The sequence below is a fragment of the Staphylococcus sp. GDY8P54P genome, assembly GCF_017892645.1.
GTDB classification, from domain to species: Bacteria; Bacillota; Bacilli; order Staphylococcales; family Staphylococcaceae; genus Staphylococcus; species Staphylococcus ureilyticus.
The window spans coordinates 128,164-140,884 of sequence record NZ_JAESLN010000006.1 but is presented as its reverse complement, the minus strand read 5'-3'; the positions used below and the strand labels follow the sequence as shown (position 1 = coordinate 140,884).

At 31.3% G+C, this 12,721-nt stretch carries 11 protein-coding genes; 7 read left to right on the top strand and 4 right to left on the bottom strand.

Going from position 1 to position 12,721, the window contains the following annotated elements; genetic code table 11:
* Window positions 1–23 precede the first annotated feature (23 nt).
* On the top strand, window positions 24–1,433 hold the full coding sequence (gene gndA, locus KA883_RS01290) for an NADP-dependent phosphogluconate dehydrogenase (RefSeq protein WP_046208201.1): 1,410 nt from the start codon (window positions 24–26) through the stop codon (window positions 1,431–1,433).
* A gap of 554 nt (window positions 1,434–1,987) precedes the next feature.
* Window positions 1,988–3,637, top strand: a complete 1,650-nt coding sequence (locus KA883_RS01285; RefSeq protein WP_046208202.1) for a glycoside hydrolase family 13 protein — start codon at window positions 1,988–1,990, stop codon at window positions 3,635–3,637.
* A gap of 117 nt (window positions 3,638–3,754) precedes the next feature.
* Here the strand turns inward: KA883_RS01285 and KA883_RS01280 are convergent, their stop codons facing one another.
* Window positions 3,755–4,624 carry an AraC family transcriptional regulator gene (locus tag KA883_RS01280; RefSeq protein WP_210139822.1) on the bottom strand — a complete coding sequence of 290 codons (870 nt, stop codon included), beginning with the start codon at window positions 4,622–4,624 and terminating at the stop codon, window positions 3,755–3,757.
* Between the two features lie 289 nt (window positions 4,625–4,913).
* On the bottom strand, window positions 4,914–6,398 hold the full coding sequence (gene zwf, locus KA883_RS01275; RefSeq protein WP_046208204.1) for a glucose-6-phosphate dehydrogenase: 1,485 nt from the start codon (window positions 6,396–6,398) through the stop codon (window positions 4,914–4,916).
* Window positions 6,399–6,546: 148 nt separating this feature from the next.
* Here zwf and rnz point away from each other — a divergent pair, with 148 nt between their 5' ends.
* Window positions 6,547–7,467, top strand: coding sequence for a ribonuclease Z (gene rnz / locus KA883_RS01270; RefSeq protein WP_046208205.1), 921 nt, complete (start codon window positions 6,547–6,549; stop codon window positions 7,465–7,467).
* A gap of 132 nt (window positions 7,468–7,599) precedes the next feature.
* Here the strand turns inward: rnz and proC are convergent, their stop codons facing one another.
* A complete protein-coding gene (proC, locus tag KA883_RS01265) occupies window positions 7,600–8,415 on the bottom strand; it encodes a pyrroline-5-carboxylate reductase (protein WP_046208206.1) in 816 nt (271 codons plus the stop codon).
* A 145-nt stretch (window positions 8,416–8,560) separates the two neighbouring features.
* Between proC and KA883_RS01260 the strand changes: the two genes are divergently transcribed.
* Entirely contained in the window at window positions 8,561–9,319 is a 759-nt protein-coding gene (locus KA883_RS01260) for an SDR family NAD(P)-dependent oxidoreductase (RefSeq protein WP_046208207.1), read from the top strand.
* Window positions 9,320–9,579: 260 nt separating this feature from the next.
* On the opposite strand, the gene KA883_RS01255 is transcribed toward KA883_RS01260, so the two are convergent.
* Window positions 9,580–10,494, bottom strand: coding sequence for an aldo/keto reductase (locus KA883_RS01255; protein WP_046208208.1), 915 nt, complete (start codon window positions 10,492–10,494; stop codon window positions 9,580–9,582).
* Window positions 10,495–10,688: 194 nt separating this feature from the next.
* Between KA883_RS01255 and KA883_RS01250 the strand changes: the two genes are divergently transcribed.
* The 3 genes from KA883_RS01250 to xerD all read left to right on the top strand — a co-directional run bounded on the left by KA883_RS01250 (window position 10,689) and on the right by xerD (window position 12,706).
* Window positions 10,689–11,231, top strand: a complete 543-nt coding sequence (locus tag KA883_RS01250; protein WP_046208209.1) for an NUDIX hydrolase — start codon at window positions 10,689–10,691, stop codon at window positions 11,229–11,231.
* A gap of 104 nt (window positions 11,232–11,335) precedes the next feature.
* Window positions 11,336–11,782: a ferric iron uptake transcriptional regulator gene (gene fur, locus KA883_RS01245; RefSeq protein WP_019468360.1), complete on the top strand. Its 447-nt coding sequence runs from the start codon at window positions 11,336–11,338 to the stop codon at window positions 11,780–11,782.
* Between the two features lie 36 nt (window positions 11,783–11,818).
* A complete protein-coding gene (xerD, locus tag KA883_RS01240; protein ID WP_046208210.1) occupies window positions 11,819–12,706 on the top strand; it encodes a site-specific tyrosine recombinase XerD in 888 nt (295 codons plus the stop codon).
* The last annotated feature ends 15 nt before the right edge of the window (window positions 12,707–12,721 follow it).

Sequence of the window (12,721 nt, the reverse complement as noted above, 5' to 3'; positions counted from 1 at the left end):
CTTTAATAAGAGAGGTTAGTTAAATGACACAACAAATAGGTGTAGTAGGTTTAGCCGTAATGGGTAAAAACCTTGCTTGGAATATTGAATCACGTGGATACAGCGTATCAGTTTTTAACCGTTCTTCAGAAAAAACAGATGAAATGGTAAAAGAATCTGAAGGAAAAAACATACATCCAACATATTCAATGGAAGAATTTGTAAATTCCTTAGAAAAACCCCGTAAAATACTACTAATGGTAAAAGCAGGAACAGCTACAGATGCAACAATTGATACGCTTTTACCATTATTAGATGATGATGATATTTTAATTGATGGTGGAAATACTAATTATCAAGATACAATCAGACGAAACAAAGCACTCGCTGAAAGTGGTGTTAATTTCATTGGTATGGGTGTATCTGGTGGTGAAGTTGGTGCATTAACAGGACCTTCACTTATGCCTGGTGGACAAGAAGCAGCTTTTAATAAAGTGAGTCATATATTAGAAGCTATATCAGCAAAAGCAAAAGACGGCGCACCATGTGTAGCCTATATCGGACCAAATGGTGCCGGACATTACGTTAAAATGGTCCATAATGGTATAGAATATGCTGACATGCAGTTAATTGCAGAAAGTTATGCAATGATGAAAGACTTACTAGGTATGTCACATGAAGATATCGCTCAAACATTTAAGGATTGGAATGCTGGGGAATTATCAAGTTATTTAATAGAAATAACTGGTGATATTTTCAATAAATTAGATGATGAAACAAATGGACCATTAGTTGAACAAATACTAGATACAGCCGGCCAAAAAGGTACTGGTAAATGGACATCTATCAATGCTTTAGAACTAGGAATACCTTTAACAATAATCACTGAATCTGTATTTGCTCGTTTTATTTCTTCAATTAAAGAAGAACGTGTAAATGCTTCTAAACAATTAAATGGACCTAGTGCTAAATTTGAGGGTGATAAAGAAGCATTCCTTGAAAAAATCCGCAAAGCACTTTATATGAGTAAAATCTGTTCTTACGCGCAAGGTTTTGCTCAAATGAGAAAAGCTAGTGAAGACCATGCATGGAATCTTCAATTAGGTGAGCTTGCTATGATCTGGCGTGAAGGTTGTATAATCCGTGCGCAATTCTTACAAAAAATTAAAGAAGCGTATGATAATGATAGTGAATTACAAAACTTACTATTAGATCCTTATTTCAAAGACATCGTTACAAATTATCAAGATGCTTTACGTGACGTTGTAGCAACAGGCGTACAAAATGGCGTACCAACACCTGGTTTTTCTGCAAGTATTAACTATTATGACAGTTATCGTTCAGAAAATTTACCAGCTAACTTAATACAAGCACAACGCGATTATTTTGGTGCACACACATATGAGCGTAAAGACCGTTCTGGTATTTTCCATACACAGTGGATTGATGAATAATTTAGATGTTTTATAACATTCATGTTCTAATATAATTATCTCAGATGGAACTGAAAAATTACCAAAAACATAAGTAATTCTAGCTAAAGCTTGTTAATTGTCATTAAAATTAACGATGGATTGGCCTCAAATAGTGAAGTTCATAATTATAATATAAACACTTTCGCTAAATTCATAATATAAAATGAATTTATACGGAAGTGTTTTTTCTATAAATAAAATTACTTATTCAATCGAATTTAAAAATAAAGTTATTGTTTAGCTGATTTTTAAAAATGAAATCTATATGTATAAACTAAATATCTTTTTTATATCATACCTGTTTCATTTGGAAGCGATTACGCTAAACTTTTGACTTTTATACATACATTAATTAACCTAATAATATATGTAATTAATTCTTTTATATTTAATATTGTATTAACCTATAACAATGAAATATTCGCTACTGCTTGTCATGCAAATATTTTATGACAATACAACTTATAGGTAACACTTCAAATATTAATAATGAACGGATTTAACGAATTCAATACTTTTGAAGGGGGATTTATATGAACAGGGAATGGTGGAAAGAAGCAATCGCTTACCAGGTTTATCCAAGAAGCTTTAATGATACAAATAACGATGGTATCGGAGATTTAAAAGGTGTGATAGAAAAATTAGATTACTTAGATGATTTAGGCATCGATGTTATTTGGCTTAGCCCAATGTATAAATCTCCAAATGATGATAATGGTTATGACATTAGCGACTATAAAGATATTATGGATGAGTTTGGTACTATGGAAGATTTTGATCAATTACTATATGAAGTACATCAAAGAGATATGAAATTAATATTAGATTTAGTCGTAAACCATACATCAGATGAACATCAGTGGTTTATAGAATCAAAATCAAGTAAAGATAATCCTAAACGTGACTGGTATATCTGGAGAGATCCGAAACCAGATGGTTCAGAGCCAAATAATTGGGAAAGTATATTTAATGGATCTACATGGGAATTTGATGAACATACAGGTCAATATTATTTTCATTTATTCAGTAAAAAACAACCAGATTTAAACTGGGAAAATAAAGAAGTGAGAAATGCTATTTTTGAAATGATGAATTGGTGGTTTAATAAAGGTATAGATGGTTTTAGAGTAGATGCAATAACACATATTAAAAAAACATTTGAAGCTGGTGACTTAAAACTACCAGAAGGAAAAGATTATGCGCCAGCATTTGAAGTGGATATGAATCAACCTGGCATACAAACTTGGTTACAAGAAATGAAGGATAAATCTTTAAATCATTATGATATTATGACTGTAGGGGAAGCAAACGGCGTCAGTCCAGATAATGCTGAACCATGGGTAGGTGAGTCAACTGGTAAGTTCAATATGATTTTTCAATTCGAACATTTAAGTTTATGGAATTCAGGTGATGTTAAATTTGATGTCAATGCCTATAAAAATGTGTTAAATGAATGGCAAAAAAAACTTGAAAATGTTGGTTGGAATGCATTATTTATTGAAAATCATGATCAGCCAAGACGTGTATCAACTTGGGGAGATGATTCGCATTATTGGTTTGAATCTGCTACAAGTCATGCAGTCGTTTATTTTTTACAACAAGGTACACCCTTTATCTATCAAGGTCAAGAAATTGGTATGACCAATTATCCATTTGATGATATTAAAACTTTTAATGATGTTGCAGTAGTCAATGAATACCAAATTGTCAAACAGCAGGGTGGCGACGTATCCAAACTTTTAGATAAACATAAAAAAGAAAATAGAGATAATTCACGAACGCCTATGCAATGGAATAGTTCTAACTTTGCAGGATTTTCAGACGTAACGCCTTGGTTCCCTGTAAATCCAAACTATAAAACGATTAATGTTGCACAACAACAACAAGACCCAAATTCAATATTAAATTTCTATAAAGCTTTAATAAAATTAAAAAAATCTCAAGATATTTTTACATATGGAACGTTTAATCTGGTTGATTCAGAAAATAGTCAAGTATTTGCATATACACGAGAATTAGATGGTCAAAGTGTACTAATTGTTGGTAATTTAACAAATCAAGAAGCTAAATTATACTTTGATATGAATGTGATAGAAGAAAATATCTTACTACACAACTATAAAAACAATACTATTGATTTTGAAAATATCCAACCATACGAAGCATTTGTAATTAAATTATAAAACATTTTCGATTTACCACATTAAATAGTATTACAAACACAAAATAGCGAGTAAGCAACTCAATTAATAATAAGTTTGCTTACTCGCTTTTTGTTATTTAAGCATTTTTGTGTATTGTTATTCAAGTATGTCATATTGCTCTTGATCAACAGGCATCCATAATTGAACTTTAGTGAATGGATCATCGAATGAAATATCAAATGGATAAACTTCAACGTACAAACTATTATGTTCATAGGGTAAAGTCATCTGCAGGCTAGTCTCAATATAATACCAAGCTTCATTGACGACATAATCCATCTCACCTTGCAAATTAAATTTAGCATATTGTCTTTCAGGTAAGTAACGACTTTCAAGGTGAGCTGGGTATCTTTCACTTGGCACGCCAACAAAAATTTCCATACCATGATCAAGTGGACAATTAACCACAAATAACTCATGTGGACTCGTATCATTATATCGTTGTAATTCCTTAACTTTATCGTCAATTAATAAATCTTCTAAAAAATCAGGCACTTTAAATGGGTTGTCAATCTCGTCTGAATTCAAAAATTTAGCATAACCCACTAAAGATAAGCCTTGTGTATCTTCTAAACTATACGTATAAGGCGCACGTTCTGTAGTAGTAAGTTTAATATAAAGTCTTGGTTGCATTTTTAAATCGTCTCGTTTTGTATTGACTTGAATAGGAGAAACACCATGAAAATCACTAAAATCATTAGCAAAATCATTAGCATCTTTATAGCTATACTTTTTTGCAACATCTACCAAGCGAGCTGAACCACTTAAAATGTCTTGAGCAGCTAAAGTCAATCTTCTTGACCTTGCATATTCTGTTGGCGATTGACCTACAATCATTTTAAATGATTGATCAATATGAAATGGTGAAAGACCAACGTAATCACTAAGTGCTTGCAAATGTAAAGGTTCTAGCAAATGATCTTCAATATATACAATTGCCTGTTGGATTTGCTTGATAACGTCCAAAACTTTCACTCCTAAATTATAACTAAATACAATTAAATATGTACCTCGTTACTTTTCTATACACTATGTTATGAATCATTGTTGATTAGTTCTATTTTACATCATTTTTATATGACTTACATCTCAAAAATATTAAATAGGGTAAAATGTAAACAATCTAAAATTGTATATTCATAGTTTAATCAATAGTCTAAATCATAACACAAATAGGGTATAATAAAAAAGCAACAACACAAGCACAAATAGAAACTTGTATCATTGCCTTATTTTTTAAAAAGTTACATGTTAACTAATGAATATCGTCCCACCAGTGGAAACCATCTCTACTTAATAGTAAATCACTTGCTAATGGACCATTTGTTCCAGCTGTATAATTAGGGAATTCAGGTTCATTTTGGTTCCATTCTTCTTGAATTGCATCAACGAATTTCCAAGTTGATTTTAATTCTTCCCAATGTGTAAAGTTAGTTGCATCTCCATTTAAACAGTCAAATAATAAATTTTCATAAGCATCAACCGTATTCATTTTATCTTGCGCGCTCATTGCGTACGATAATTGTACTGGCTCAGTTTCAATGCCTTGTACATTCTTTTTAGCATTTAAGTGTAAGGAGACACCCTCATTTGGTTGTATGTTAATAACTAGGAGGTTGGAATCTAATTTTTTATCTGTTTTATAGTATAGGTTCATTGGAACTTCTTTGAATTCGACAACTACTTGAATCGTTTTACTTTTCATTCGTTTACCAGTTCTTATATAGAACGGTACACCAGCCCATCTAAAATTATCAATCGTTAGTTTACCTGAAACAAAAGTTGGTGTGGTAGAATTTTCTGCTACACGATCTTCATCTCTATAACGTTTTACTTGCTGACCTTCAATGACACCTTCATCATATTGACCACGAACAAAATTTTGCCGAACTTCTTCTGGTTCTAATTTACGTAAAGATTTTAAAGCTTTAACTTTTTCTGCTCTGATATCTTCACTATTTAAACTAATAGGTGCTTCCATTGCGAGTAAGGCAACCATTTGTAACATATGGTTTTGAACCATATCTTTTAATGCGCCGCTAGATTCGTAGTAGCCACCTCTGTCTTCAACACCAAGCACTTCCGATGAAGTAACTTGAATGTTAGAAATGTATTTGTTATTCCACAATGGTTCGAACATTGCGTTGGCAAAACGTAATACCTCAATATTTTGAACCATATCTTTGCCTAGATAATGATCGATACGGTATATTTCTTCTTCTTTAAATGAACGACGTAATTGTTCATTTAATTTTTCGGCAGATTCTAAATCTGAGCCGAATGGTTTTTCAATTACTAGGCGTTTAAAACCTGTTGTATCTGTTAATCCAGAAGATTTTAAATAGTCAGATATAACACCAAAGAAATTTGGAGCCATAGCTAAATAAAAGAGTCTATTACCTTGCAATTGGAAATCATGATCTAATTTATTACTGAATTCTAATAGTGATTGATAACTCGCTTCATCACTTACATCGTGTTTATGATAAAATACGTGTTCCATAAATTTATCTAAGTGTTTAGTATCTTTAACATGTTCTTGAATTGACGACTTCACTTGACTACGGAAATCATCGTTTGTTAAATCTCTTCTACCAATTCCAACGATTGCAATGTGCTCATTCAAATTTTCTTGTTGGTATAAATGGAATAATGATGGAAATAATTTTCTGTGACTAAGATCACCAGTTGCTCCAAAAATAGTAATTAAGCATGGGATATCTTTATTTCTAGTATTCAAGATCAAAACCTCAATTCTTTATTAAATCTGTATTTATTATAGACCAATATACCAGTATCTTCCCACAATTTTGCTTGTAATATCATATTTTATTATATTTTTAATACTTTTATATGATAAAATATGAACAAGAAGAGGAGGCATATGCATGGAAATTACGTTTTTTGGGACAAGTGCTGGTCTGCCAACTAAAGAAAGAAATACGCAAGCGATTGCATTAAATTTGGAACCATACTCTAACAGCATATGGCTTTTTGATGTTGGTGAGGGCACACAGCATCAAATATTACATCATTCAATTAAATTAGGTAAAGTTGATCACATTTTTATCACGCATATGCACGGAGATCATATATTTGGCTTACCTGGCTTGCTAACAAGCCGATCTTTCCAAGGAGGTGAAGATAAACCGCTTACGATTATTGGTCCCAAAGGTATTAAATCATATATAGAAACAACTTTAACTTTATCAGAATCAAAATTAAATTATCCTATTACCTATATTGAGATTGAGGAACAATTGTCCTATCAACACAATGGATTTAATGTTGAAGCACATATGTTAAATCATGGTATTCCTTCATTTGGATATAGAGTGGAAGCACCATATAAATCTGGTAAAATAAATGTTGAAGCACTTAGAAGCATCGGATTAGAACCCGGCCCTAAATATCAAGATGTAAAAAACAATGAAACATTTGAATATAAAGGTGAAATCTACAACTCCAAGGACTTTAAAGACGACGCAGTTAAAGGTCCAGTAGTAGCAATATTTGGAGACACTATGCCTTGTAAAAACGAATTATTAATTGCACGTGATGCAAATATCATGGTACATGAAAGTACATATATAGAAGGAGATAAATCATTGGCTAATAGTTATCACCATAGTCATATTGATGATGTTTTTGAATTGATAAGAGAAGCCAATGTCGACTACAGTTTAATCACACATATCAGTAATCGTTATACTAAAGAAGAAGTATGTGAAATTAGTAAATCACTTAAACTTTTAAGTGATACACCACCATTTAATTTTGTTAATGACTTTGATGCTTGGCAATTTTAAAAATGAAAAGTGGGGCAGTTATCTAAAAATTGATGTATTCCAAAACGAGTCTTAATAATAAACTTTGGAAGTATTTTACAATTTAGATTACTGTCCCACTTATCTATAATAATTTAATTTTTTTAAAAGATATTAATCATTGTCTTGGTTGGATAATTCAATACTTCTATTAACTGCAGAACGTAAACAATCTTCGAATATAGCCTCTATATCATGATCTGCAAGTGCATTAAGTCCTGCTTGTGTTGTACCACCTTTAGAAGTGATATTTTTTCTTAACTGTTCCATACTCAGTTCTGAACGTTCTATCATTTTACTCGTTCCTATAATTAAATTCCGAATCGATTCTTCTACTTGTGACTTTTCTAAACCTAAACGTGTACCTGCTGTAACATATTGCTCAAAGACATGGTATAAAAATGCTGGACCGCTTCCAGTAATCGCTGTTACCTGATGTAAATTATCTTCTGAAACTTCTATTGCAGAACCAAATGCATTTATTAAACTATCAACTTCTTCTTTTGATTTAGCTCCAAAATTATTGGAAAAGCTAATGCCAGTAACTGAATGTCCGACATGTGCATTTGTGTTTGGCATGATACGCGCAATTGGATTATTAGAAGCCAATTTTTCACGAATATAGCTTATCGGTAAACCAGCCATAATAGAAATAAATTTATTCTTTTCTGCAATATATGGTTTGATACGATCTGCTAACTCATCAAAATCATATGGTTTCGTTCCTAAGAATACATAATCTGCATCTTTTAACAATGCCGCATCATCATAGCTATAGTTCACACCTAATTCGTCAGCATATTCTTTTAATGCAACTTCATTCGAACGATTCGTCAAATAAATATTTTTAGAATCAATCACTTTTGAACTAACGATACCTGTAAAAATTGCATGCGCCATATTTCCGGCACCATAAAATACTAGTTTCATGTGAAGACTTCACTTCCTCTTTGCTTTTTATGTTTCCATACTAACATAGTTTTAAATTATGGCTAAGAATTTTTAAAGATCTATAGTAAAATATCATTTACACTCATATACTTAAACTATGAATTTAAAGCTAGGAGAATTTACTATGATAGGTAAACATTTTATATTAACAGGTGGTACAAGTGGATTAGGAAAAGCCATATTAAAAACATTATTAACTAAAAAAGTACATGTTACGGTACTTGCACGAAATCCAGAGAAATTAAAACAATTTAAAACACAATATAACACAGAACATCTTAATATCATTAAATGTGATTTACAATCACAACAGGAAATCATGGATTTAAAAAATTACTTTCAACATCAAACGATTGATGGACTCATCTATTGTTCTGGTCTTGGGTATTTTAAATCCATTGAAGACCATACATCTGTTGAAATGTTTGAAACATATAAGTTGAATGTATTGCATTTTAATCTATTAATGAAAGTTGTACAACCGGCTTTCTCTAAAAATCCAATTATCGTTGGTATAGGTAGTCAAGCTGCCTTTATAAGCCAAGGTTATGCTGCACATTATGGTGCAAGTAAAGCGGCTTTCAATCAATTATTAAATGCACTGCGCATTGAAAAACCAAATTATCATATTATGACAGTTAATACAGGGCCAATAGCGACGCCATTCCATGAAAAAGCAGATCCATCAATGAAATTTGCTAAAAAATACAGAGATATAATGCTTGATCCCGAAAAACTAGCAAACCAAATTATCGAAGGTATAATTAGGCAAAAATTAGAAATTAATCAACCTAGATGGATGCATAATTTACTAAAAATTTATCAATTAATGCCACGCTTTATAGAAAAAAACCTCACTTCATTATTTAAAAACAAAAGGTAACGCTACTTCAAAAATGAGAAATTGTCATTTTGACAATAGCATTAAAATAGAAGATAGCAATAATGTTGTTACGGATAATTAAGCTTTTAATATAAAAACGTCAATTTCTATAAAATCACAATAGAAATTGACGTTTTGGCTTTGATTGAAGTTATTTATTTTTTAGCTTTCGGTCTTAGAAACAATCTCGTTTATACAATTAAAACTTTAAGATTTTCAATTTTTCGCATACATACATATTGGAAACAAGTAAAAGAGATTTATTTTAAATGTTGGGTATACTCTAAATTTTTCACGCGCTCTTGTGCTGCTTTTAAAGCTTCTAAACTTATGTCTTTTGAACGTTGATAATTTTTTACATTTTCATCAAGTTGATCTGTACTACTTGCACCAACAATGATGGAACCTAAAGCATCATGAGACGTTAAATAATTAAACGTAAGTGCAGTTAAATTACTTTCTATTTCTTTTATGGATGCAATTGTTTCGCCGAGTTCTTGATAAGTATAGTCAAAAATACCTTCACTGAATTTTGAATCTAACACATTATTACTTTTAGCAGTTAATAATCCTTTAAACACTGGACCGCGAGCTAATACTTTAACTTTTTTAGCATGTACATCATCTAAAAGTTGTTCCGGTCTGTTATCAATTAAATTAAATTGAGACATTAGCGTTTCGATATCGCTATGTTTTAAATAGTAATCGATTACGTTAGGTCTTATTGAGGAGATACCGTAAGCACGGATAATACCTTCTTTCTTTAATTCATCGAAAGCGCTAATCGTTTCATCTATAGGATCATCAATTGTACCACCATGTAGCTGATATAAATCTAAATGATCTAAACCAAGTCTTTTCAATGAGCCTTTCACTGCTTCTTTAATATAAGATTTAGAAGGATCCCATGTTGTAGACCCATCTTCCGTTAAACGATTTCCTACTTTTGTGCCAATGATTATATCATCTCTATTTTGGTATTTCTTTAAAGTCTCACCAACGATTGTCTCATTTACACCTTTGTCATACATATCAGCTGTATCAAAATAAGTGATACCATGTTCAATTGCACGTTCTATGATAGGCTCTGCTTGCTTTTTATTTGTCCCAAGACTCATACAGCCTAAACCTAACTCTGAAATTTCTATACCGCTTTTCAAAACATTTTTTTGCATGTTTTATCTCCTTTCGATACACTTGGATAATAGGGCGTAGACGTAATAAAGTAAGTTGGATTTTTTCAATATTAACTATTCTATACAAAACAAAAATCAAACTCAATATGTGTTCATTCGCTATTCCCATAATAACTAACTAATGAGTACATCTTAACAATATCTTAAATCAATTAAAAGGACAGTGATTATTTATGAACCTATTTGAAAAGACATTGCATAGCGCTTCTATTTATAAAGGAGCAATCATAGATTTAGAAGTCCACGATGTTGAACTACCCGATGGACAAACTTCTAAACGTGAATTAATATACCACAACGGTGCTGTCGCTGTTTGTCCAATTACACCTGATAATAAAGTGATATTAGTGAAACAATTTCGTAAAGCTTGCGAAAAACCACTATTAGAAATACCAGCAGGTAAATTAGAAAAAGACGAAGAACGTATATCCGCAGCTAAGCGTGAACTTGAGGAAGAAACTGGTTATATTGCAGATGAATTAGAACATATTACTGAAATGTATGGTTCACCTGGTTTCTCAAACGAAAAAATATCAATTTATATGGCAAAAAATTTAACAAAAGGTGAAATGCATTTAGATGAAGATGAATTTTTAGAAATAGCATATTTTGATATAAATGAAATTAAAACATTATTAGATAATAAAGAATTGGAAGATGCAAAAACCATTATTGCTTTACAACATTTACTACTTAATTATAATCATTATAAATAAGAGGCGAGAATACTTGCGAATTTTATCAATTATTGGTATTTTAAATATATATATCATAACTAAATTAAAATGATTATAATTATTAGTAGGGGAGTGAGGCTTCCGTGGAAGAACGATTAAATCGCGTGAAGCAACAATTACAGCAATCATCTTATAAATTGACGCCACAACGTGAGGCAACATTGAGAGTTTTAATTGAAAATGAAAAAGATCATTTAAGTGCTGAAGATGTTTATTTAAAAGTTAAAGACAAAGCACCTGAAATAGGACTTGCAACTGTCTATCGTACATTAGAATTGCTAGCAGAATTAAAGGTAGTGGATAAAATAAACTTTGGCGATGGTGTTGCACGATTCGATTTAAGAAAAGAAGGAGCAAAACATTTTCACCACCATCTTGTGTGTATGGAATGTGGTAAAGTAGAAGAAATCGAAGAAGACTTATTACCTCGCGTAGAGGAAAGAGTAGAAAATGAATTTGAATTTAAAATATTAGACCATCGTTTAACATTCCATGGTATTTGTGCATCGTGCCAAGCAAAAGGAAAATAATTTAAAAAATACTATTTCAGAAACAGAGGTAGTACAGTGAAAAATATTATAGATGAATATTTGAAATTTATACAATTAGAAAAAGGATTAAGTGTAAATACAATTGGTGCATATCGAAGAGATTTAAAAAAATATGATGAATTTTTAACATTACACAAAATTAGTCATATTGATTTTGTAGATAGACAACTTATTCAAGAATGTTTGGGTCACTTACATGATGAAGGCACATCTTCAAAATCGTTAGCACGCTTCATTTCCACTATCCGCAGTTTTCATCAGTTTGCATTAAGAGAAAAATATGCAGCTAAAGATCCAACAGTATTAATAGAAACGCCGAAATATGATCGTAAATTACCAGATGTTTTAGAAATAGATGAAGTACTTAGACTATTAGAAACACCTGATTTATCCAAAAATAACGGATATAGAGATCGCACGATGTTAGAATTACTTTATGCCACTGGCATGCGTGTGTCAGAACTGATTCAAATAGAGTTAGAAGATGTTAATTTGATTATGGGCTTTATACGTGTTTTTGGTAAGGGAAATAAAGAAAGAATTGTGCCATTAGGAGATACTGTGATTGAATACTTAAATACTTATTTGGAAACAGTAAGACCACAATTATTAAAAAACACGGTAACTGACACACTCTTTTTAAATATGCACGGTAAACCTTTATCAAGACAAGCCATATGGAAGATGATTAAACAAAATGGTATCAAAGCAAATATACTAAAAACTTTAACACCACATACATTAAGACATTCATTTGCCACACATTTACTCGAAAATGGAGCAGATTTACGTGCAGTACAAGAAATGCTCGGCCATTCTGACATATCTACAACACAATTGTATACACATGTTTCAAAATCACAAATTCGTAAAATGTATAATGAATTTCATCCAAGAGCATAAACACAGCCTGGTTTA

Bases quoted from the DNA above. Each gene is read 5' to 3' on its own strand.
- rnz (WP_046208205.1), top strand. From the start codon at position 6,547: ATGGAAATTACGTTTTTTGGGACAAGTGCTGGTCTGCCAACTAAAGAA.
- KA883_RS01285 (WP_046208202.1), top strand. From the start codon at position 1,988: ATGAACAGGGAATGGTGGAAAGAAGCAATCGCTTACCAGGTTTATCCA.
- gndA (WP_046208201.1), top strand. From the start codon at position 24: ATGACACAACAAATAGGTGTAGTAGGTTTAGCCGTAATGGGTAAAAAC.
- KA883_RS01255 (WP_046208208.1), bottom strand. From the start codon at position 10,494: ATGCAAAAAAATGTTTTGAAAAGCGGTATAGAAATTTCAGAGTTAGGT.
- KA883_RS01250 (WP_046208209.1), top strand. From the start codon at position 10,689: ATGAACCTATTTGAAAAGACATTGCATAGCGCTTCTATTTATAAAGGA.
- KA883_RS01260 (WP_046208207.1), top strand. From the start codon at position 8,561: ATGATAGGTAAACATTTTATATTAACAGGTGGTACAAGTGGATTAGGA.
- proC (WP_046208206.1), bottom strand. From the start codon at position 8,415: ATGAAACTAGTATTTTATGGTGCCGGAAATATGGCGCATGCAATTTTT.